General features: G+C 70.9%; 19 protein-coding genes. 13 read left to right on the top strand and 6 right to left on the bottom strand.

What is annotated here, in order from left to right; translation table 11 throughout:
• The first annotated feature begins 100 nt into the window (after positions 1-100).
• From AB0K28_RS06470 to AB0K28_RS06480, 3 genes are all read left to right on the top strand, one after another.
• Positions 101-1,291 (top strand): cytochrome P450, encoded by a 1,191-nt coding sequence (locus AB0K28_RS06470; RefSeq protein ID WP_364365896.1) that lies wholly within the window; start codon positions 101-103, stop codon positions 1,289-1,291.
• A gap of 6 nt (positions 1,292-1,297) precedes the next feature.
• Complete coding sequence (locus AB0K28_RS06475; protein WP_355429495.1) at positions 1,298-1,489, top strand: ferredoxin; 192 nt, start codon at positions 1,298-1,300, stop codon at positions 1,487-1,489.
• Positions 1,490-2,105: 616 nt separating this feature from the next.
• Entirely contained in the window at positions 2,106-2,552 is a 447-nt protein-coding gene (locus AB0K28_RS06480; protein ID WP_364365899.1) for an SAV_6107 family HEPN domain-containing protein, read from the top strand.
• An 838-nt stretch (positions 2,553-3,390) separates the two neighbouring features.
• On the opposite strand, the gene AB0K28_RS06485 is transcribed toward AB0K28_RS06480, so the two are convergent.
• The 6 genes from AB0K28_RS06485 to AB0K28_RS06510 all read right to left on the bottom strand — a co-directional run bounded on the left by AB0K28_RS06485 (position 3,391) and on the right by AB0K28_RS06510 (position 9,996).
• Positions 3,391-3,885: a transcriptional regulator gene (locus AB0K28_RS06485; RefSeq protein WP_026214021.1), complete on the bottom strand. Its 495-nt coding sequence runs from the start codon at positions 3,883-3,885 to the stop codon at positions 3,391-3,393.
• Between the two features lie 302 nt (positions 3,886-4,187).
• Entirely contained in the window at positions 4,188-5,057 is an 870-nt protein-coding gene (locus AB0K28_RS06490) for a universal stress protein (RefSeq protein ID WP_364365902.1), read from the bottom strand.
• Between the two features lie 302 nt (positions 5,058-5,359).
• Positions 5,360-6,781, bottom strand: coding sequence for an amino acid permease (locus AB0K28_RS06495; protein ID WP_364366954.1), 1,422 nt, complete (start codon positions 6,779-6,781; stop codon positions 5,360-5,362).
• Positions 6,782-6,790: 9 nt separating this feature from the next.
• Complete coding sequence (arcC, locus tag AB0K28_RS06500) at positions 6,791-7,726, bottom strand: carbamate kinase (RefSeq protein WP_345401216.1); 936 nt, start codon at positions 7,724-7,726, stop codon at positions 6,791-6,793.
• Position 7,727: 1 nt separating this feature from the next.
• A complete protein-coding gene (gene argF, locus AB0K28_RS06505; RefSeq protein WP_364365905.1) occupies positions 7,728-8,735 on the bottom strand; it encodes an ornithine carbamoyltransferase in 1,008 nt (335 codons plus the stop codon).
• A 16-nt stretch (positions 8,736-8,751) separates the two neighbouring features.
• Positions 8,752-9,996: an arginine deiminase gene (locus AB0K28_RS06510; protein ID WP_364365908.1), complete on the bottom strand. Its 1,245-nt coding sequence runs from the start codon at positions 9,994-9,996 to the stop codon at positions 8,752-8,754.
• A gap of 240 nt (positions 9,997-10,236) precedes the next feature.
• On the opposite strand from AB0K28_RS06510, the gene pyrR reads away from it, so the two are divergent.
• The 10 genes from pyrR (at position 10,237) to gmk (ending at position 21,442) form a co-directional block, all read left to right on the top strand.
• Entirely contained in the window at positions 10,237-10,815 is a 579-nt protein-coding gene (pyrR, locus tag AB0K28_RS06515; protein WP_364365911.1) for a bifunctional pyr operon transcriptional regulator/uracil phosphoribosyltransferase PyrR, read from the top strand.
• Complete coding sequence (locus AB0K28_RS06520; RefSeq protein WP_364365914.1) at positions 10,812-11,729, top strand: aspartate carbamoyltransferase catalytic subunit; 918 nt, start codon at positions 10,812-10,814, stop codon at positions 11,727-11,729. Before pyrR ends, AB0K28_RS06520 begins: the two co-directional genes overlap by 4 nt.
• The gene (locus tag AB0K28_RS06525; protein ID WP_345409683.1) at positions 11,726-13,012 is read left to right on the top strand and encodes a dihydroorotase; all 1,287 of its coding nucleotides are present in this window, start codon (positions 11,726-11,728) and stop codon (positions 13,010-13,012) included. Before AB0K28_RS06520 ends, AB0K28_RS06525 begins: the two co-directional genes overlap by 4 nt.
• The gene (gene carA, locus AB0K28_RS06530) at positions 13,009-14,115 is read left to right on the top strand and encodes a glutamine-hydrolyzing carbamoyl-phosphate synthase small subunit (RefSeq protein WP_364365918.1); all 1,107 of its coding nucleotides are present in this window, start codon (positions 13,009-13,011) and stop codon (positions 14,113-14,115) included. Before AB0K28_RS06525 ends, carA begins: the two co-directional genes overlap by 4 nt.
• The gene (gene carB, locus AB0K28_RS06535) at positions 14,102-17,401 is read left to right on the top strand and encodes a carbamoyl-phosphate synthase large subunit (protein ID WP_364365921.1); all 3,300 of its coding nucleotides are present in this window, start codon (positions 14,102-14,104) and stop codon (positions 17,399-17,401) included. Before carA ends, carB begins: the two co-directional genes overlap by 14 nt.
• Positions 17,402-17,440: 39 nt before the next feature.
• The gene (locus AB0K28_RS06540; RefSeq protein WP_364365924.1) at positions 17,441-18,292 is read left to right on the top strand and encodes a dihydroorotate dehydrogenase electron transfer subunit; all 852 of its coding nucleotides are present in this window, start codon (positions 17,441-17,443) and stop codon (positions 18,290-18,292) included.
• Positions 18,282-19,259, top strand: a complete 978-nt coding sequence (locus tag AB0K28_RS06545; RefSeq protein WP_355420560.1) for a dihydroorotate dehydrogenase — start codon at positions 18,282-18,284, stop codon at positions 19,257-19,259. The genes AB0K28_RS06540 and AB0K28_RS06545 overlap by 11 nt, the downstream gene beginning before the upstream one ends.
• A gap of 34 nt (positions 19,260-19,293) precedes the next feature.
• The gene (gene pyrF, locus AB0K28_RS06550; protein ID WP_364366957.1) at positions 19,294-19,986 is read left to right on the top strand and encodes an orotidine-5'-phosphate decarboxylase; all 693 of its coding nucleotides are present in this window, start codon (positions 19,294-19,296) and stop codon (positions 19,984-19,986) included.
• Positions 19,987-20,409: 423 nt separating this feature from the next.
• Entirely contained in the window at positions 20,410-20,733 is a 324-nt protein-coding gene (gene mihF, locus AB0K28_RS06555; RefSeq protein ID WP_020541698.1) for an integration host factor, actinobacterial type, read from the top strand.
• A 115-nt stretch (positions 20,734-20,848) separates the two neighbouring features.
• The gene (gene gmk / locus AB0K28_RS06560; RefSeq protein ID WP_364366960.1) at positions 20,849-21,442 is read left to right on the top strand and encodes a guanylate kinase; all 594 of its coding nucleotides are present in this window, start codon (positions 20,849-20,851) and stop codon (positions 21,440-21,442) included.
• Positions 21,443-21,446: the final 4 nt, after the last annotated feature.

The raw sequence follows: 21,446 nt of genomic DNA on the forward strand, positions 1-21,446 counted from the left end.
ACTCAATGTCCAGGAGCCGAAAGTGCTCACCTGCCAGCGGCCACTATCCACTACGGAGTCTGCCGGATGGCTTACTCCCAGCACTCATTAGGAGCCGAACATGTCCGAAGTCACCCTGGTCACCGCTCGCCAGCGCCCGCTCGACCCGCCGGACGAGGTCACCGGCCTGCGACGGGACGGGGCGATCCACCGCATGAGATACGCCGACGGGCATCTAGGGTGGCTCGTCACCGGGTACGCCGCCGCTCGCGCGGTGCTCGCCCACCCCCACCTCAGCAACAACCCCGAAGGGCACCACCCGCCCATCGCCTCCACCCGGGCCGAGCTCGCCGAACGCGGCTTCAAGCTGCCGCCCGGGTTCTTCCTGCGCATGGACGCCCCCGAGCACACCCGCTATCGCAAGCTGCTGACCGGGCAGTTCACCGTGCGGCGGATGAAGACCCTCGAACCGCGCATCGCCGAGATCACCCGCGACTGCATCGACGCCATGGAGGCCAAGGGCGGGCCGGTGGACCTGGTGGAGGAGTTCGCGCTGCCGATCCCCTCGCTGGTCATCTGCGAGCTGCTCGGGGTGCCGTACGACGACAGGGAGATGTTCCAGACGGAGTCGAAGAAGCTCTTCGACATCGAGGCGTCGGCGGACGACGCGATGGCCGCACTGGGACGGGTCTGGGCGTACCTGCACGGGCTCATCCAGCAGAAGCGCGAGCGGCCGGCCGACGACCTGCTCAGCGGGCTCCTGGAGGGCGGTGAGCTGAACGACGACGAGCTCACCGGGGTCGGGGTGCTGCTGCTGATCGCCGGGCACGAGACGACCGCCAACATGCTGGGGCTCGGCACGTACGCGCTGCTGACCAGCCCCGACCAGCTCGCCGCGCTGCGCGACGACCCCTCCCTGGTGGACAACGCCGTCGAGGAGCTGCTGCGGCACCTCACGATCATCCACCTCGGGCCCACCCGGGTGGCCAGGCAGGACGTCGAGATCGACGGCGTCACGATCAAGGCGGGTGAGACCGTCACCCTCCACCTGCCCGCCGCCAACCGCGACCCCGAGCGCTTCCCCGGCGGCGACCACCTCGACATCACCCGTCCCGCCGGCGGGCACCTCACCTTCGGCCACGGCATCCACCAGTGCCTCGGCCAGCAGCTCGCCCGCGCCGAGATGCGCATCGCGTACCCGGCACTGCTGGAGCGCCTGCCTGGCCTACGCTTGGCGGTAACACCCGAGGAGGTGCCGATGCGCTCGAAAATGTCGATCTACGGGGTGCACCGCCTCCCTGTCACTTGGTAGGTCACCATGAAAATCAAGGCAGACGAATCGGTGTGCATCGGGGCGGGCATGTGCGCGCTGACGGTGCCCAAGATCTTCGACCAGAGCGAGGACGAAGGCACGGTGGTGCTGTTGCAGGACGTGCCGCCCCAGGAGCTGGAGGACGCCGTGCGCCGCGCTGTGACCCTCTGCCCGTCGGGGGCGATCTCAGTCGAGTGAGGACCGCTCTCCGGGCCGGCTGACACCACCCTGGGACGGTCTCCAGGCGACCTCAGGGCCGTCCGGCCCCGTACCGGGGCGTTTCCAGGGCTGGCCTGCCCCGTCCTGAGAGTTGCCTCCGGACAGTCCGATCCCGTCATGAGGGCCGTCCACGGCGGCCCGTCACACCGTTATGCCGCCGCCGCCGCGACCTGAGTCGCGGCGGCGGTTCGCTGTGCCGCACACCCTGCTTCCTGCGCCTTCCTGTGCCTTCCTGCGCCTTCCGCCAAGGGCTACACCTTCGCTTCAAGGTCATCGAACCTTTGTTCGCGAACCGGTTGACAACTGGGCGTGATCGAAATTATGTTCGATCTAGTGACGGTGAGGCTCGCGGCTCAACGTCACCAGGACCTGGTCGCGGGCCATCGCTTCCCCAAGCGAGCCCCGCGGCCAGGCTCCTCGGGCGAAGGGCACGTCCTCGTCGTCGGCGGAGACGAGTGGGCGTGTCCTGGCCGGACGGGGAGAGGGGAAGCTCCTCGTCCGGCCGGCCCGGCGGAAATGTCGGTGGCGTCTGCGATTGTTGTCACCACCGGCGGAGACGCCGGCGCCGCCCACGACTCCAAAGGAGGCGCGCAAGATGGCACCACGGCCTAGAGAAACGCCCGGGCCCCGGCTGTCGCCTGCGGTTCGGGCACACCTGACCGATTCTCGTTCCTGCCTGGCGGAGGCGAGCGGCGCTCGCACCCCCGCATCCCGCTACGTCGCCGCCCACCTGGCGGCCCTGCGCGCGGCCGCGGCCCTGCTGGCCGCCCGCCCCAGGCCCACGGAGGGCCGCAGGCGACGCCTGCGCAGCGCGTGGGAGCAACTGCCCGAGGCCGAGCCCGCGCTGGCCGAGTGGGCCGCCTACTTCTCGATGACCGCCGCCAAGCGGGCCGCCGCCGAGGCGGGCATGGTGCGGCGGGTCAGCCAGGCCGACGCCGACGAGATCCTCGCCGAGGCCGAGACCTTCGTCTCCACCATCGAAGACCTCCTCGGCGTCCCGGGCCAGCCACAACTGCCAGTGGACGTCCCACTGGCAGGCTGACCCCCAGCCACCCCCAGCCCCCTGGCAACCGACGCGACACCCCGCCTGCCCACCGCAGGGACTGACACCACGGTCACGGCCGAAACGCGTCCTCACCCGCCCCCGCCCCCGCACCCCTCACCGCGGTATTGACACGAGGTTCCGCTTCCCCGCCGCAAGGACCGACGCCACGATCGCGGGCGAACGGTTGCGGCAAACGCGCTCTGTCCCGCTCCCGCTGCCCTCACCCGCAACGGCAGGCAAACCCGCCACGGCAACCTGACGCCCTCTCCCCGCAGCGGCCACGTCCCTTCTGCCGGCCGGCGAGCCGCCGCGCCATGGCAAGCCGACTGTCCCCCACCACGGCGCGCGGGCCCTCCTCGGACGCGGCTCTGTCTGGTCGGCCGAAGTTCGGTGGGCCTCTGTGCGGGGTGCTTCCCTTCCATGTCACCGGGACGTAACCCCGGGGGCCCTGCGCCCCGCTTGCCCCTGCGGCCCGCTTGCTCCCGGAGAGTTGCCCGTTCGGCGGTCCTCTTGCCGGCGCGCCAGATGTGGGCCTGGACGGTGCTCCGTTGCGTTCTGCGGGGGTTGGGGCGTGGGGGCTGGGTGACCGGTCACTCTGGGCTCTGCGTGGCTTTCATGACCGTTCTGGGGGCGTTTGAGTGGGGGTCTGGGTCAAGAGGGAGGCAGGTAGATGTGGTGAAGGCTCGCCGAAGAACGTTCGGCGAGCCTTCAGGTGAGCGGGTGACCTCGCAAATGTGCCACCGTGGTTCCGGGCCGGTGGGGGCCGGGGCGGCCGTCTCCTATCGCGCAGGGTGGGAGAGGGCCTGATCCGGCGTCGGCCAGGAACGACGGGTGGTTAGAACGACTCCACGGCCCGGCGGGCCTCGGCGTCGAGGACGCCCCAGCTGATCAGCTCCTCGGTCAGCTCGCTGGGCGACTTGTCGTAGATGACCGCCAGGGAGCGCAGGTCCTCCTGGCGGATCGACAGCACCTTGCCGTTGTAGTCACCGCGCTGGCTCTGGATGGTGGCGGCGTACCGGGCGAGTGCGCCGGCCTTCTCCTTCGGCAGCGTGGCGAGGCGCTCCAGGTCGATCACAAGCTTGGGCGTCGGCCCGAGCGGGCTGGGGGCGGCTCCGCCCGGCAGCAGCTCGGAGACGGGCACCCCGTAGAAGTCGGCAAGCTCGGCAAGCTTCTGCACAGTCACGGCGCGGTCGCCACGCTCGTACGACCCCACGACGACGGCTTTCCACCGGCCACGCGACTTCTCTTCGACTCCATGCAGGGACAGGCCCTGCTGGGTGCGGATGGCGCGGAGTCGTGCACCCAGCGACTTTGCGTACTCAGACGGCATGGTGTGGCCCCCCGGCTCTCGTATGTATCGCTCTCAGTAGATTGTGCTCCCTTGCGGCGTATGCCCGGGCCACCGGGGGGTCTGGTGCCAGGCTCGGCACCATCGGTAGCCATGGCCCTGGGTTTACCCCAGAACGCCGCGCGGTGTGGTTACGCACAGTGACGGTAAAGGGGTGGACGCCTGAGGTCAAGCTGATTGGAAAAAAGATGCCGAATCCGGTCCGGTAGGGATCGCCACATTCGCCCCTCTTGTCGCGCTGGCAACACTACTTCGTCAGAGTTTGACGAGGAATCGTCACCTGTTCAGGGCTGCCTGGTCAGGATCATGACGGGGCAGGTCGCGGCCTTGATGATCTTGATGGAGGTGTCCCCGAGGAAGACCCTCCTGAGCGGCCCGGTGTCGCTGGAAGCGCATATGATCATCTCGCCGGGCAGCCACGAGGTCGCCCCGAGCGCCTGCGCCACGTTGCGGCCCTCCAGCACCTCGACCTCCACGGGTGCCTGCGAGCGCCGGTGCCCGCGTGCCGCCGTGCGCAGGTCCGCCGCGGCCTGGTCGCGCAGGCGTACGAGCATCTCCTCCTCGATCCGCGCCCGCCTGCCGCTGCTGAGCACCAGCGTGACCAGGCGCAGGGGCACGCCCAGCGTGGCCGCCGTCGCGGCGGCGACCTTGACGGCCTGGTCGCAGCCGGGGCCGCGCCGGTAGGCGAGCGTGATGCGGTCGAAGGCGGCGGGCGGCGCCTCGCCGAAGCCGCGCGGCGCGAGCAGGACGGGAACGGAGGAGGAGTGCAGCAGCTGGTCGGCGGTGCTGCCCAAGGCGATGCGGCCCCTGCCGCCGCCCGGCGCGGGGCCGATCACCACGACGTTGGCGCCCCGCTTGCGGGCGAGCTCCACCAGGCCGCGCCCGCTGCCGCGATGGGCGGTGACGACGTAATCGGCCTCGTCGCCGGCCAGCTCGCGGGCCTGGGCGAGCGCGGTGTCGGCCTGCTCGCGCAGGTACGCCCGCCAGGCGCTCTCCTCGGCCCGCGCGGGCCCCGGGGTGGAGACGGCGGGTGGCCGCACGTACGCGACCGACAGCCGGGCCCCCGCCTGGGAGGCGAGCAGGACGGCCAGCGTCAGCCCGTCGTGTCCCCGCGGCCCCGGCACGTATCCGGCCAGCACGTCGTCGAGCTTCATCGAAACTCCTTGAGCGTGGATGTCCCGGGCTTGAGCCCTGGGAAGGAGACGCGGCACGGTGCCGCGCTGTATCGAACCGCAGCGGGCTGGCCAGAGCCCAGCGCGTCTGCGGCGCGACCCATGACCGGGACGTCGACGCCGCGATCAACGTCCTCGCCGCCGGGCCGGCGGAGAGGTGAAACGCCTGTGGAGCCGGTGTAAGACCTCAAGGGCCCAGGCCCGGCGGGCGACCGGCGGTGAAGCAGGAAACCCGGCCCGCGAGGGTCGGAACCCCCCGGCTTCAGCCGTGGGGAGGATGTCAATCAGCGCACCTCGGCATTCAGCCGCGAATGGCCATAGCCGTACAGGAAGTAGCAGACCAGGCCGACGAGCATCCACAGCCCGAAGGCCAGCCACGTCACCCCGGCGAGACCGGCCATGACCACGACGCACAGGATCGCGCCGAGCACCGGCGTGGCGGGAAAAAGCGGCGTGCGGAAGCTGCGCGGCAGCTCGGGGCTGCGGTAGCGGAGCACGAGCACGCCGACGTTGACGATGGCGAACGCGAACAGCGTGCCGATGCTGGTCGCCTCGGCGAGCTGCCCGAGCGGCACCAGCCCGGCCAGCACGGAGATGAACGCGGCCACGATCAGCGTGTTGAGCACCGGCACCTGGCGGCGGGGGTTCACCCGCTGGAAGACACGCGGGATGAGGCCGTCGCGCGACATCGCGAACAGGATGCGGGTCTGGCCGTAGATGACGGTCAGCACGACGCTGGCGATCGCGATGACCGCGCCGAAGGAGACGATCAGCCCCGGCCAGGTGGCGCCGATCGCCAGGTCGGCGATGTACGAAAGGCTCGCCTCGGTGCTGCCGGGGTCGAAGTCCTGCCACGGCATGGCCCCGATCGCGGCCAGGGCCACCGCGACGTAGACGACGGTCACGATGAGCAGTGACAGCAGGATCGCCAGCGGCAGGTCGCGCTTGGGGTTCCTGGCCTCCTCACCGGCGGTGGAGGCGGCGTCGAAGCCGATGTAGGAGAAGAACACCTGCGAGGCCGCCGCCGTGATGCCGGCCACCCCCATGGGCGCGAACGGCGCGAGGTTGCCGGATTCGAAGGCGGTGAACGCCACCACGCAGAAGAAGGCCAGCACCGCGACCTTGACGAGCACGAAGACGGCGTTGGCCGTGGCGCTCTCGGACGCGCCGTAGAGCAGCAGCCAGGTGGCCAGCAGCACGATGACGATGGCGGTGACGTTGACCACGCCGCCGTCCTGGCCGGGGGAGCGGGTGATCGCGTCGGGCAGCGTGAAGCCGAACAGCGAGCGCAGGAACGCGTTGACGTATTCGCCCCAGCCGACCGCCACGGCCGCCACGGAGACGGCGTACTCGAGCATCAGGCACCAGCCGCAGATCCAGGCCACCAGCTCGCCCAGCGTCGCGTACGCGTAGGAGTAGGACGAGCCGGACACCGGGATCGTCCCGGCGAGCTCGGCGTACGACAGCGCCGAGAACAGCGCCGTGACCGCCGCCAGCACGAACGCCAGCACGACCGCGGGCCCCGCCTTGGGCACCGCCTGCCCGAGGATCACGAAGATCCCCGTGCCCAGCGTGGCGCCCACGCTGAACAGCGTCAGCTGCCACAGCGACATCGTGCGGCGCAGCTCGCCGCCCTCACCGTGCCCGCCCTCGGCCACGATGCGGCCGGTCGGCTTGGTACGCAAGAGCCGTCGGGCCAGTGTCACGGACACCCCCTACAGCGTGCTCGTCAGCGGCCACCTGCCGTTGGGCGTCACGATCGTTCCCGCCGTGCCGCCGAGTATGCTCTCGGCCTGGTCAAGACGGCCGATGGCGGCCATGTCGCCGGTCGTCTCGACGAAGCGGCAGACCGCCTCCACCTTCGGCCCCATCGACCCGGCGGGGAAGTCGAGCGCGCGCAGCTCGTGCGGCGTGGTGTGGCCGATCGCGCGCTCCTGCGGCGTGCCGAAGCCGCGCATGACGTGCGGCACGTCGGTCAGGCTGAGGAAGGCGTCGCAGTCGAGCGCCTCGGCCAGCAGCGCGGTCGTCAGGTCCTTGTCGACGACCGCCTCGACGCCGGTCAGCCGGCCGCGCTCGTCGCGGACGACGGGGATGCCGCCGCCGCCCGCGCACACCACGATCACGCCCTCGCCCATCATCCGGCGGATCAGCCGGGTCTCCACGACGCGCTGCGGGGCGGGGGAGGGCACGACGCGGCGCCAGTGGGAGCCGTCCTGCTTGACGGTCCAGCCGTGCTCGGCGGCCAGCTTCTCGGCCTCCTCCCGGTCGTAGACCTGCCCGACGAACTTGGCGGGCGCCCCGAACGCCGGATCGACGGCCGAGACCAGCGTCTGCGTCACCATGGCCAGCACCTGGCGGCCGGGCAGCGCGTTCTGCAGCGCCTGCTGCATCCAGTAGCCGAGCAGGCCCTGAGTCTGCGCGCCGAGCGCGTCGAACGGGTAGGGGCCGCTCAGGCCCGGGTCGGCGGCGCTCTGCATGGCCAGCATCCCGACCTGGGGCCCGTTGCCGTGGGTGATGACCAGCTCGTGCCGTCCTGCCAGGCCCGCCAGCGTCCTGACCGCATCGCGCACGTTGGCCACCTGCGTGGCGGCGTCGGGACGCTCGCCGCGCCGCAGCACCGCGTTGCCGCCGAGCGCCACGATGACCCGCACCTCAGCAGCCTCCCAGCGTCGCGACCATGACGGCCTTGGCCGCGTGCAGCCGGTTCTCGGCCTGGTCGAAGACGATCGAGCGGGGCGATTCGAAGACGGCGCCGGTCACCTCCAGCGCGTCGAGCCCAGTGCGGTCGAAGATCTCGGCGCCGACCTTCGTCCGCCGGTCGTGGAAGGCCGGCAGGCAATGCATGAACCGCACCGCCGGGTTGCCCGTCGCCCGCACCACCGCGTCGTTCACCTGGTACGGCAGCAGCAGCTTGATCCGCTCGTCCCACACCTCGGCGGGCTCGCCCAGCGACACCCACACGTCGGTGTAGAGGAAGTCCGCGCCCCTGACGCCCTCGTTCACGTCGTCGGTGACGGTGATCCTGGCCCCGGTCGCGGCGGCCATCTCCTCGGCGGGGCCCACCGCGAGCCCGGCGTCGGGCCACAGCGCCTTGGGCGCGACGACGCGGACGTCCATGCCCGCCATCGCGCCCGTCACCAGCAGCGAGTGGCTCATGTTGTTGCGCCCGTCGCCCAGGTAGGCGAGGGCCACCTCGTTCAGCGGCCGGCCGGCGTGCTCGCTCATCGTCAGCACGTCGGCCAGCGTCTGCGTCGGGTGCCAGGAGTCGCTCAGCCCGTTCCAGACCGGCACCCCGGCCAGCGCCGCCAGCTCCTCGACGTCGGTGTGGTCGCCGCCGCGGTAGAGGATGCCGTCGTACATGCGGCCCAGCACCCGCGCGGTGTCGGCGATCGACTCCTTGTGCCCGAGCTGCGAGTCCCCCGGACCGAGGTACGTCGTGTGCGCCCCCTGCTCGCGGGCCGCCACCTCGAACGCGCAGCGCGTCCGCGTCGAGGTCTTGCCGAAGACCAGCGCGACGGCGCGGCCGGTGAGCCGCGGCCGCTCGGCGCCGGCGCGTCTGGCGGCCTTGAGTCCGGCCGCCAGCTCCGCCAGCCGGCCGAACTCGCCGGGCGTGAAGTCCAGCTCCTTGAGGAAGCTGCGGTTGCGCAGATCGTCGCCCATCGGTCGGTGTTCCCCCCTAGACGGCGTCACGTTCGAGCGGGCAGCTCATGCACCGCGGCCCCCCGCGCCCCCTGCCGAGCTCGCTGCCCCTGATCGTGATCACCTCGATGCCGTTGTCCCGCAGGTAGTTGTTGGTGGTGGCGTTGCGCTCGTAGGCCACGACCACGCCGGGCTCCAGCGCGAGCCCGTTGCAGCCGTCGTCCCACTGCTCCCGCTCGGCGGCGTAGACGTCCTGGGTGGCCGTCAGGACCGTGATGTCCGGCAGGTCGAGCGCGTGCGCGATCGCCTTGTGCATGTCCTCAGGGGGGTGGTCGGTGACCTTGAGCTCCTTGGACGTCTCCCCGGGCTCGATCGTGTACGCCGGCAGCATGCCGAGGCCCGCGTACTTGGTGAACACCCCCACGTCCAGCATCGTCATCACGGTGTCGAGATGCATGAACGCGCGCGCCTTCGGCATGTCGAGCGCCACGATGCGGCTCGCCGAGCCGGCCCTGAACAGCCGCTGCGCCAGCATCTCGACCGCCTGCGGCTGGGTGCGCTCGCTCATCCCGATCAGCACCGCCTCCCGCCCGATGACCAGCACGTCGCCGCCCTCGATGGTGGCGGGCGCGGCGGCCCTGCCCGGCATCCAGCAGTGGTAGCCGCCCTGACCCGGCCGGTTGAAGCCGTCCGCGAACGTGGGGTGGTACATGTAGACGGCCTCCATGTTGACCGTCTCCCGCATGCGGGCCTTCTTCTTCATCGCGTTGATCGACACGCCGTCGTAGATCCAGCAGGACGTGTCGCGGGTGAACAAATGGTTGGGCAGCGGCGGCAGCACGAACCCGTCGTCGGCCGTGGTGTGGAAGGTCAGCGCCTTGGGGTCGCAGCCCAGCGCGACCAGCTCCCGCTTGGTGATGCCGCCGGTCAGATACATCTGCAGGGTCGCCGAGTCCATGCCGTCGAGGGTGTTGCGCACGTCGTCGATCGCGACCGGGCCGAGCCAGCGCTCGTCCACGACGGCGTCGAGGATGTGCTTGCGCGCCTCGGGGATCTCGACGGTCTCCTGGAGCAGGTCGGAAAGCAGGTGGACGCGGATGCCGCGGCTGGTGAGCACCTGCTGGAACTCCTCGTGCTCCTCGATCGCCCGCTGCACCCACAGCACGTCGTCGAAGAGGAAGGCGTCCTTGCTCGTGGGGGTCAGCCGTTTCAGCGCCAGGTCCGGCTTGTGCAGCAGGACCTGCCGCAGCCGGCCGACCTCGCTGTCCACATGAAAGGTCATCTCTGCTCTATCCCCCTCCCGGCGGCGGTACTCACGCCCGCCGGCCCGCCGCCGCGCCCGGGTCACGTGCCCCGCGCGGGCCGCTCCGACACGGGCGCGGGCCGGGAAATTACCTGATCAGGGAGATCGCGCCGCCGGGAGGGGCCTCGTGTTGTGGCTGGTAGCCCCTGGTACTGTGTGTCCCGACCAACACCCTTTTAAGACCCGTCCCGTGAGGCGGGAAAGGTGGTGAGCTTCGCCATGTCCGCAGAACCCGATACCAGGGAGCCCGCCCAGAAGGACTCCCGGGCGGTTCTCGAAGCCCCCGACATCCACCGGGCGCTGACCCGGATCGCGCACGAGATCCTCGAACGCACCAAAGGCGGCGGCGACGTCGTCCTGCTCGGCATCCCCACCCGCGGCGCCACGCTGGCGCGCCGGCTCGGCGAGCGCATCGAGCAGTTCGAGGGGCTGAAGATCCCCGTCGGCTCGATCGACATCACGATGTACCGCGACGACCTGCGCCGCGGCCCCGTGCGCCCGCTCGGCCACACCGAGGTCCCCTCCGGCGGCATCGACGGCAAGGTCGTCGTGCTCGTGGACGACGTCCTCTACTCCGGCCGCACCGTGCGCGCCGCGCTCGACGCGCTCAACGACATCGGCCGCCCCACGGCCGTGCAGCTCGCCACGCTGGTCGACCGCGGTCACCGCGAGCTGCCCATCCGCGCCGACTACGTCGGCAAGAACCTGCCCACCGCCAAGAGCGAGAAGGTGAAGGTCTACCTGCAGGAGACCGACGGCCGCGACGCCGTCCTGCTCATGAAGGAGGGCGCCCGGTGAAGCGGCACCTCATCTCCGCCGGAGACCTGGCCAAGGACGACGCGCTGCTCATCCTCGACACCGCCGAGGAGCTGGCGAGCGTCTCGGAACGTTCCATCAAGAAGCTGCCCACGCTGCGCGGGCGCACGGTCGTCAACCTGTTCTTCGAGGACTCCACCCGCACCAGGATCTCCTTCGAGGCGGCCGCCAAGCGGCTGTCGGCCGACGTGATCAACTTCTCGGCCAAGGGCTCCAGCGTGTCCAAGGGCGAGTCGCTCAAGGACACCGCGCTCACCCTCGAGGCCATGGGCGCCGACGCGGTCGTCATCCGCCACAGCGCGTCCGGCGCGCCGCACCGCCTGGCCAACTGGGTGCACGGCAGCGTCGTCAACGCCGGCGACGGCACCCACGAGCACCCCACCCAGGCGCTGCTCGACGCCTTCTCCATGCGCCGCCGCCTCGGCAATCTCGAGGGCCGCAAGGTCACCATCGTCGGCGACGTGCTGCACAGCCGGGTCGCCCGCTCCAACGTGCTGCTGCTCGACACCCTCGGCGCCGAGGTCACCCTCGTCGCTCCGCCCACGCTGCTGCCCGTCTCGGTCGGCAGCTGGCCGTGCGAGGTCTCCTACGACCTCGACGCGGTGCTGCCCAAGTCCGACGTGGTGATGATGCTGCGGGTGCAGAAGGAGCGGATGAACGCCGCGTACTTCCCGAGCGAGCGCGAATACTCCCGCCGCTACGGCCTCGACCGCGACCGCTTCGCCAAGATGCCGGACGACGCCATCGTCATGCACCCCGGCCCGATGAACCGGGGCATGGAGATAGCCGCCGAGGTGGCCGACTCGGCGCGCTCCACGATCGTCGAACAGGTCGCCAACGGCGTGACCATCCGCATGGCCGTCCTGTACCTGCTGCTCGGGGGAGAGACCGCATGATCATTCGAAACGTCAGGATCCTGGGCGGCGAGCCCGTGGACCTCCGCATCGCCGACGGCGTGATCGCGGAGATCGGCACCGGGCTCGAAGGGGACGAGGTCGTCGACGGCGCCGGCGCCGTCGTGCTGCCCGGCCTCGTCGACCTGCACACCCACCTGCGCGAGCCGGGCCGCGAGGACGCCGAGACCGTCCAGACCGGCACCCAGTCGGCTGCCCGCGGCGGCTACACCGCCGTGCACGCCATGGCCAACACCTCGCCGGTCGCCGACACCGCCGGCGTGGTCGAGCAGGTGTGGCGGCTCGGCCGCGAGTTCGGCCACTGCGACGTGCACCCCGTCGGCGCCGTCACCGTCGGCCTGGAGGGCAGGCAGCTCGCCGAGCTGGGCGCGATGGCCGACTCCGCCGCCCGCGTGCGGGTCTTCTCCGACGACGGCCGCTGCGTGGACGACGCCGTGCTCATGCGCCGCGCCCTCGAATACGTCAAGGCGTTCGACGGCGTCGTCGCCCAGCACGCGCAAGAGCCCAGGCTGACCGCCGGCGCCCAGATGAACGAGGGCGTCGTCTCCGGCCGGCTCGGCCTGACCGGCTGGCCCGCCGTCGCGGAAGAGGCGATCATCGCCCGCGACTGCCTGCTGGCCGCCCACGTCGGCTCCCGGCTGCACGTCTGCCACGTCTCCACCGCCGGCTCCGTCGAGATCCTGCGCTGGGCCAAGTCCAAGGGCTGGAACGTCACCGCCGAGGTCACCCCCCACCACCTGCTGCTGACCGACGACCTCGTGGAGGAGTCGCCGGTCGGCGCCTACAACCCCATCTACAAGGTCAACCCGCCGCTGCGCACCCGCGCCGACGTCGAGGCGCTGCGCGCCGCGCTGGCCGACGGCACGATCGACATCGTGGCCACCGACCACGCGCCCCACCCGGTCGAGGACAAGGAGACCGAGTGGAGCGCGGCGGCCATGGGCATGGTCGGCCTGGAGACCGCGCTCAGCGTCGTGCAGGCCGCCATGGTCGACACGGGGCTGCTCGACTGGGCGGCCGTCGCCGAGCGCATGTCCGTCGTGCCCGCCCGCATCGGCCGCCTCGCCGGTCAGGGCAGGCCGCTCGCCGTGGGCGAGCCGGCCAACATCACTCTGTACGACCCGTCCGTACGCACCGAGGTCGACCCGTCCGCCTTCGCGTCCAAGAGCCGGAACACCCCCTACGAGGGGATGACGCTGCCCGGCCGGGTAGTGGCCACGTTCCTGCGCGGCAGGCCGACCGTACTCGAAGGGAAGCTGGTTTGAACACAGCGGTGCTCATCCTGGAAGACGGCCGCGTCTTCCACGGATCTCCGTACGGCGCCGAAGGCGAGACGTTCGGTGAGATGGTCTTCAACACCGGCATGACCGGCTACCAGGAGACCCTGACCGACCCGTCCTACCACCGGCAGATCGTCGCCATGACGGCGCCCCACATCGGCAACACCGGCGTCAACGACGACGACCCCGAGTCGGGCCGCGTCTGGGTGGCCGGCTACGTCGTGCGCGAGCCGTCCAGGGTCGTCTCCAGCTGGCGGGCCACCCGCTCGCTCGACGACTACCTCAAGGAGCAGGGCGTGGTCGGGATCGCGATCTCCGGCACCCGCGCGCTCACCCGCCATCTGCGCGAGCGCGGCGCCATGCGGGCCGGCATCTTCAGCGCCCCCGACGCGCCGGTCGAGGAGCTGGTCGAGCGGGTCAGGCAGTCGCCCGGCATGGAGGGCGCCGACCTGGCGCGCGAGGTCGCCACCGGCGAGACCTACGTCGTGCCGGCCTTCGGGACCAGGCGCTTCACGGTCGCGGCCGTCGACCTCGGCATCAAGGGCATGACCCCGCAGCGCATGGCCGAGCGCGGCTGCGAGGTGCACGTGCTGCCGGCCGACGCCACGTTCGAGCAGATCATGGCGGTGAAGCCCGACGGCGTGTTCTTCTCCAACGGCCCAGGCGACCCCGCCACGGCCGACGTCAGCGCGCTGCGCAAGGTGCTGGAGGCGGGGGTGCCGTTCTTCGGCATCTGCTTCGGCAACCAGCTGTTCGGGCGGGCGCTGGGGCTGCCGACGTACAAGCTGCGTTACGGCCACCGCGGCGTCAACCAGCCGGTCCAGGACGTGCGCACCGGCAAGGTGGAGATCTCCGCCCACAACCACGGGTTCGCGGTCGAGGCGCCGCTCGACGGGCCGTTCGAGACCCCGTTCGGGCCGGCCGAGGTGACCCACGTCAACCTCAACGACCGCTGCGTGGAGGGGCTGCGCCTCATCGACGGGCGCGCCTTCAGCGTCCAATACCACCCAGAGGCCGCCGCGGGCCCGCACGACGCTGCCTATCTTTTCGACGAATTCTGCGAGGTCATGAGCCGTGCCCAAGCGTGAGGACATCAGGTCGGTCCTGGTGATCGGCTCTGGGCCGATCGTGATCGGCCAGGCGTGCGAGTTCGACTACTCAGGCACCCAGGCGTGCCGGGTGCTGCGGGCCGAGGGGTTCCGCGTCATCCTGGTCAACAGCAATCCCGCGACGATCATGACGGACCCGGAGTTCGCCGACGCCACGTACGTCGAGCCGATCACCCCCGAGTTCGTCGAGAAGATCATCGCCAAGGAGCGGCCCGACGCGCTGCTGCCCACGCTGGGCGGCCAGACCGCGCTCAACACGGCCGTCGCGCTGCACGAGTCGGGCGTGCTGGAGAAGTACGAGGTCGAGCTGATCGGCGCCGACTTCGACGCCATCCAGGCCGGCGAGAACCGCGAGCGGTTCAAGGAGATCGTCGCCAAGGTCGCCCGCGAGCACGGCCTCAACGCCGAGTCGGCCAGGTCGGCCATCTGCCACACCATGGACGAGTGCCTGGCCGCGGCCGGCGAGCTGGGCTACCCGGTCGTCGTGCGGCCCTCGTTCACGATGGGCGGCGCCGGCTCCGGCTTCGCCTACGACGCGGACGGCCTGCGGCGCATCGCCGGCGCCGGGCTCGACGCGTCCCCGACGACCGAGGTGCTCCTGGAGGAGTCGATCCTCGGCTGGAAGGAGTACGAGCTGGAGGTCATGCGCGACAAGGCCGACAACGTCGTCATCGTCTGCTCCATCGAGAACATCGACCCGATGGGCGTCCACACCGGCGACAGCGTCACCGTCGCGCCCGCGCTGACCCTGACCGACCGCGAATACCAGAACATGCGCGACGTCGCCATCGCGGTTATCCGCGAGGTCGGCGTCGACACCGGCGGCTGCAACATCCAGTTCGCGGTCGATCCGCGGACCGGGCGCATGATCGTCATCGAGATGAACCCGCGGGTGTCGCGCTCGTCGGCGCTGGCCTCCAAGGCCACCGGCTTCCCGATCGCCAAGATCGCCGCGAAGCTGGCCATCGGCTACACGCTCGACGAGATCCCCAACGACATCACCAAGGAGACCCCGGCCTCCTTCGAGCCGACGCTCGACTACATCGTGGTGAAGGTGCCGCGCTTCGCGTTCGAGAAGTTCCGCGGCGCCGACCCGACGCTCACCACGCACATGAAGTCGGTCGGCGAGGCCATGGCCATCGGCCGCTCCTTCCCCGAGGCGCTGCAGAAGGCGCTGCGCTCGCTGGAGAAGAAGGACTCCTCCTTCACCTGGGCCGGCGACGTGGCGGCCAAGGACGAGCTGCTGGCCGCCTGCCGCACGCCCCACGACGGCCGCCTGCGCACGATGCAGCAGGCCATCAGGGCCGGCGCCACGCCCGATGAGCTGTACGAGGCCACCAGCGTCGACCCCTGGTTCATCGACCAGCTCTTCCTGCTGCACGAGGAGTCAGAGGCCGTCGCCCAGGCGCCCGAGCTGACCGCCGAGGTGCTCGAGCGGGCCAAGCGCCACGGGTTCAGCGACGTGCAGATCGGCGAGATCCGCGGCATCGACGAGGCGCGGGTCCGCGACCTGCGCCACGCGCTCGGGCTGCGGCCGGTCTACAACACCGTCGACACCTGCGCCGCCGAGTTCGCCGCCAAGACGCCCTACCTCTACTCGACCTACGACGAGGAGAGCGAGGTCCCCTACGGCGAGCGCCGCAAGGTGATCATCCTCGGGTCCGGGCCCAACCGCATCGGCCAGGGCATCGAGTTCGACTACGCGTGCGTGCACGCCTCCTTCGAGCTGTCCAAGGCCGGGTTCGAGACCGTCATGGTCAACTGCAACCCCGAGACCGTCTCGACCGACTACGACACCTCCGACCGGCTCTACTTCGAGCCGCTCACCCTGGAGGACGTCCTGGAGGTCGTCCACGCCGAGCAGCAGACCGGCCCGGTCGCGGGCGTCATCGTGCAGCTCGGCGGGCAGACGCCGCTCGGCCTGGCCCAGGCGCTCAAGGACGCCGGCGTGCCCGTCGTCGGCACCTCGCCCGAGTCGATCCACCTCGCCGAGGAGCGCGGCGCGTTCGGGCGGGTGCTGGCCGAGGCCGGGCTGCCCGCGCCGAAGCACGGCACCGCGCTGACCGTCGCCGAGGCGCGCGAGATCGCCGGCGAGATCGGCTACCCCGTGCTCGTGCGGCCCTCCTACGTGCTCGGCGGAGCCGGCATGGCCATCGTCTACGACGAGGAGACGCTCACCGGCTACATGGCGGCCCAGGAGCAGCCCGAGGGCGCCGGCCACCCGGTGCTCATCGACAAGTTCCTGGACGAGGCCATCGAGATCGACGTGGACGCGCTCTACGACGGCGAGGAGCTGTTCCTCGGCGGCGTCATGGAGCACATCGAGGAGGCGGGCATCCACTCCGGCGACTCGGCGTGCGCGCTGCCGCCCATCACGCTGGGCAGCGCCGACATCACCGCCATCAGGGAGGCCACCAGGGCCATCGCCCAGGGGGTCGGCGTGCGCGGGCTGCTCAACGTCCAGTACGCCATGTCCGCCGGCGTCCTGTACGTCCTGGAGGCCAACCCGCGCGCCAGCCGTACGGTGCCGTTCGTGTCCAAGGCCACCGCCACGCCGCTGGCCAAGGCGGCGGCCCGGGTGATGCTCGGCGCGTCGATCGCCGGGCTGCGCGCCGAGGGCATGCTGCCCGCCACGGGCGACGGCGGCACGCTGCCGCTCGACTCCTCGATCGCGGTCAAGGAGGCGGTGCTGCCGTTCAACCGGTTCAGGGGCGTGGACATCGTCCTCGGGCCCGAGATGCGCTCGACCGGCGAGGTCATGGGCATCGACGAGTTCTTCGGCATCGCCTTCGCCAAGTCGCAGGCCGGGGCCTACGGTGAGCTTCCGACCAAGGGACGCGCGTTCGTATCCGTGGCCAACAGGGACAAGCGTGCGATGATCTTCCCTGTGAAGGCGCTGGCGGATCTCGGATTCGAGATCCTCGCCACCGAGGGGACCGCCGAGGTGCTGCGCCGCAACGGCGTCCATGCCAAGATCGTGCGGAAGCACAGCGAGGGAGCGGGTCCCGGAGGTGAGCCCACGAGTGTGCAGGCCATTCTCGACGGCGAGGTCGATCTGATCGTCAACACGCCCTTCGGCAGCCCGGGGCAGTCGGGGCCGCGGCTCGACGGCTATGAGATCCGCACGGCCGCCGTGCTGCGCGGCATCCCGTGCATCACCACGGTGTCGGGGCTGGCCGCCGCGGCGGCGGGCATCCAGGCGATCGTACGCGGCGATGTGGGCGTACGGTCCCTGCAGGAGCACGCGCAGGCAATCAGGGGCTGACCCCGCCACGGGAGGTGAAGACGACTGGCCGGTACACCGGTGCAGGTGACGGGCACGGTGCTGACGACGCGCCGGGTCGACGCCTACCATGCGCTGACGGTGGTGGCGCCCGGCATCGCCGAGCGTTACCGCCCCGGCCACTTCGTCTCCGTGGCGGTCGGCGGGGCGTACACCTCGATGGTGACGCGCCGCGCGCTGTCCATCCACGACGTGAAGTCCGACTACGGCGGCACGGTCGAGCTGGTCTTCACCACGCGCGGTCCCGGCACGGCCTGGCTCGCGGAGCGGCGCGCCCGTGACACGCTCGACCTGGTCGGACCGCTCGGGCGGCCGTTCCCGCTGCCCCGCGACCCGGTCCACTGCGTGCTGGTCGGCGCCGAATACGGCTCGGCCGTGCTGTTCCCGCTGGCCGACGCGCTGCTGGCGCGCGGCTGCCGGGTCGACTTCGTGCTGGGGGGAGCGGGGGCCGAGCGGGTGTTCGGGGCGATGCGGGCCCGCAGGATGGCCGAGACGACCACGCTGACGACCGAGGACGGCTCGCTCGGGCTGCGCGGCAAGGTCACCGACGCGCTGCCGTCGGTGATCGCCGACACACGGGCCGACGTCGTCTACGCCTGCGCGCCCATGGAGACGCTGCGGGCGGTGACGGCGGTGGCGATGGAGTTCGACATCCCGGTGCAGGTGGCCGTCGAGGAGGCGATGGCCTGCGGCATCGGGGTGTGCATGACGTGCGTGCTGCCCGTCATCGGCGACGACGGCTCGACCAGGATGGTCAGGGCGTGCGCCGAGGGGCCGGTGTTCCGGGGGGAGCGGGTGCGCTTCGAGGACGTGGGAACGATCCCGTTCGACGCGCTGGGCGCCCCCGGGGGCGGTGCACGACATGTCAGTTGATATGCGGACTTTTCTGGCGCACGTGGAGCTGGCGAACCCCATCACCACGGCCGCCGGCTGCGCCTCCTCCGGGCGCGAGCTGGCGCAGTTCTTCGACCTGCACCGGCTCGGCGCCCTGACCACCCGCTCCATCACCATGGCGCCCCGCGCGGGCCGTCCCACGCCGCGCATGGCCGAGACACCCTCCGGCATGCTCAACGCCGTCGGGCTGCAGGGTCCCGGCATCGACGCGTTCCTCGAACGCGAGCTGCCCTGGCTGGCCCAGCGCGGCATCAAGACCATCGTCTCCATCGGCGGCGGCACCGTCGCCGAATACTCCGAGCTGGCCCGCAGGCTCGCCGACGCGCCCGGGGTGACCGCGCTGGAGGTCAACCTCTCCTGCCCCAACATGGAGGACCGCGGGCGCGTCTTCGCCCGCGAGGGCAGCGCCGCCGCCGAGGTCATCGCCTCCGTACGCTCGATCATGCGCTACGACGTGCCCGTCGTCGCCAAGCTCGCCCCCGACGTGGCCGACATCGTCTCCGTCGCCCGCGCCTGCGTGGACGCAGGGGCCGACGCGCTGTCCATGATCAACAACCCGCTGGGCATGGCCATCGACACCGAGGCCCTGCGTCCCTCGCTCGCCGCCGTCACCGGCGGGCTGTCCGGTCCGGCCATCCTGCCGCTGGCCGTACGGTGCGTCTGGCAGGTCCACGCGGCGCTGCCCGGCGTGCCGCTGATCGGCATCGGCGGCGTGATGACCGGCAGGGACGCCTTCCAGCTGGTCCTGGCGGGCGCCTGCGTCGTCGGAGTGGGCACGGCGCTCTTCCACGACCCCTACGCCTGCCTGCGCATCGAACGCGAGCTTGAGGACCTCCTGAGAGCTCGCGGCTTCCAGCGGCTGGCCGACGCCGTCGGCCTGGCCCACCGCCCGCCGGGGAGCGCACCCCGGCACCTGTTGGTAGACACCGAGGAGAGCACGCCTTGACTCCCGAGCGCCTGGAGAGCACGTCTTGACGCCCTTGACCCCCGCACCCATCGCCGTCGCTCTCGACGCACCCGACCTGGAGACCGCCGCGCGGTGGGCCGCCCTGGTCACCCCCCACGTCAGCACCGTCAAGGTCGGCCTCGAGCTCTACATGCGCTACGGGCCCGACGTCATCGCCTCCGTGCGCGGCGCCAGCGGCGTACGCGTCTTCCTCGACCTCAAGCTGCACGACATCCCCAACACCGTCGCCGGTGCCGCCAAGGCCGTGGCGCGGCTGCGGCCCTCCATCCTCACCGTGCACGCCGCCGGCGGGCCCGCGATGATCAGGGCGGCCGTCGAGTCCGCGCCGCACACCCAGATCGCCGCCGTCACCGTGCTCACCTCGCTGACCGAGGCCGATCTCGAGCGCATCGGGATCGCCGGTCCGGCCGACGACGCCGTACGCCGGTTGGCAGCGCTGTCGGTCGAGGCGGGCGCCACCGCACTGGTGTGCTCGCCCCATGAGGTCGCGAGCGTACGCGCCGAGGTCGGCGACGGCATCACGCTCATCACGCCCGGCGTGCGGCCCACGGGCGCCGACACCCAGGACCAGAAGCGCGTGGCCACCCCGGAGCAGGCGCTCGCCGACGGCGCGGACCTGCTCGTGATCGGCCGGCCCATCACGGGCTCGCCCGACCCGGGAGCGGCGGCCGCCGCGATCGCCGCCTCGCTGCGCCGCGCGTCCTGACGCGCGTCGTCAGGCCGGGCAACGCTCCGACGACGCGGCGTCGCCGCACAGGGCAGGGTGACGGACTGTGAGCACAGTGCGCCGAGGGCGCGGGAGTGTCCCGCTCACAAGATCATAAGGCATCCGTTGCGAGCCGCGTGCAAGATCGCCGGAATGGTTTCGGCCCAGGTGTGGCAGGGGTTTCGGACATCGGAGGGTGGCTCGGGATCGATCACCGTTGCGTTTCGCGACACCGGCGCGGGCCGACGCGTGTAGGCGGATGTGAGGGCGATTTGATCAGCGCAAGGTGATTTTACAATCACGGAGAGTGATGAAGTGGATTTTGTCGCGAGAGAAACCGCTCTTGACGTTGCTTAGGGGGCGATGACCAGCTAGTTTCCCATCCCGTCCGAGTACATCGACAGAAATTCGAGGTGACCCGGCGTGGCTCTTCCTCCCCTGACCCCTGAGCAGCGCGCCGCAGCCCTGGAGAAGGCTGCCAAGGCCCGTAAAGAGCGTGCCGAGGTCAAGAACCGGCTCAAGCATGGCGCGGTTTCTCTGGCTGAGGTGCTCAAGGATGGGCAGACCGACGACGTCATCGGCAAGATGAAGGTCTCGGCTTTGTTGGAATCGCTCCCCGGCGTGGGCAAGGTCCGCGCCAAGCAGCTCATGGAGCGGCTTGCCATCGCCGAGTCCCGCCGCGTGCGGGGCCTCGGCGCGAACCAGAGGGCCTCCCTCGAGCGCGAGTTCGGTGGCAACGAGAGCTAATCTCTGTTCCACACGGAAACGCGGGTTCAACGGGGGGTAGGAAGTGACCGAGAGGTCCTGGTCCGGCGATGTCAGTGCCCACGAGGCGGTCGGGCCAGGAGCGGAGGTCGGTTTCCTGCCCTTGAGCGAGCGGCGGCTGACGGTCCTTTCAGGGCCGTCGGGCGTCGGCAAGTCCACGGTAGTCGCCGAGCTCCGGCGGGCACACCCCGAGGTGTGGCTGTCGGTCTCGGTGACCACCAGGAGGCCCCGGCCCGGCGAGGTGCACGGGGTCCACTACTTCTTCGTCGACGGCGCCGAGTTCGACCGGCTGGTCGAGGCGGGCGAGCTGCTGGAGTGGGCGGAGTTCGCCGGCAACAGCTACGGCACCCCGCGCGAGCCGGTGCTGAAGAAGCTCGCCGAGGGCGTGCCCACCCTGCTCGAGATCGACCTTGAAGGTGCCAGGCAGGTGCGCAGGAGCATGCCGGAGGCGCTGCTGATCTTCCTGGCCCCGCCCTCGTGGGAGGAGCTGGAGAAGCGGCTGCGCGGGCGCGGCACCGAACCAGAAGAGGTCATCGCCCGCCGGCTGGAGGCCGGGCGCATCGAGATGGCCGCCGAGGACGAGTTCGACGTCACGCTCGTCAACACGAACGTCCAAGACGTGTGCCATCGGCTGATAGCCTTGATGACTGACCCTCAGGGGGTCACGACAACCACCAACCGAGAGGTCTGACAAT

The organism is Nonomuraea sp. NPDC049504 (genome assembly GCF_040676845.1).
Classification (GTDB): Bacteria; Actinomycetota; Actinomycetes; order Streptosporangiales; family Streptosporangiaceae; genus Nonomuraea; species Nonomuraea salmonea.

What these genes read in the sequence shown, in the direction of transcription:
- AB0K28_RS06470 (WP_364365896.1), top strand. Translation starts at nt 101, where the DNA reads ATGTCCGAAGTCACCCTGGTCACCGCTCGCCAGCGCCCGCTCGACCCG.
- AB0K28_RS06475 (WP_355429495.1), top strand. Translation starts at nt 1,298, where the DNA reads ATGAAAATCAAGGCAGACGAATCGGTGTGCATCGGGGCGGGCATGTGC.
- AB0K28_RS06480 (WP_364365899.1), top strand. Translation starts at nt 2,106, where the DNA reads ATGGCACCACGGCCTAGAGAAACGCCCGGGCCCCGGCTGTCGCCTGCG.
- AB0K28_RS06485 (WP_026214021.1), bottom strand. Translation starts at nt 3,885, where the DNA reads ATGCCGTCTGAGTACGCAAAGTCGCTGGGTGCACGACTCCGCGCCATC.
- AB0K28_RS06490 (WP_364365902.1), bottom strand. Translation starts at nt 5,057, where the DNA reads ATGAAGCTCGACGACGTGCTGGCCGGATACGTGCCGGGGCCGCGGGGA.
- argF (WP_364365905.1), bottom strand. Translation starts at nt 8,735, where the DNA reads ATGGGCGACGATCTGCGCAACCGCAGCTTCCTCAAGGAGCTGGACTTC.
- AB0K28_RS06510 (WP_364365908.1), bottom strand. Translation starts at nt 9,996, where the DNA reads ATGACCTTTCATGTGGACAGCGAGGTCGGCCGGCTGCGGCAGGTCCTG.
- pyrR (WP_364365911.1), top strand. Translation starts at nt 10,237, where the DNA reads ATGTCCGCAGAACCCGATACCAGGGAGCCCGCCCAGAAGGACTCCCGG.
- AB0K28_RS06525 (WP_345409683.1), top strand. Translation starts at nt 11,726, where the DNA reads ATGATCATTCGAAACGTCAGGATCCTGGGCGGCGAGCCCGTGGACCTC.
- AB0K28_RS06545 (WP_355420560.1), top strand. Translation starts at nt 18,282, where the DNA reads ATGTCAGTTGATATGCGGACTTTTCTGGCGCACGTGGAGCTGGCGAAC.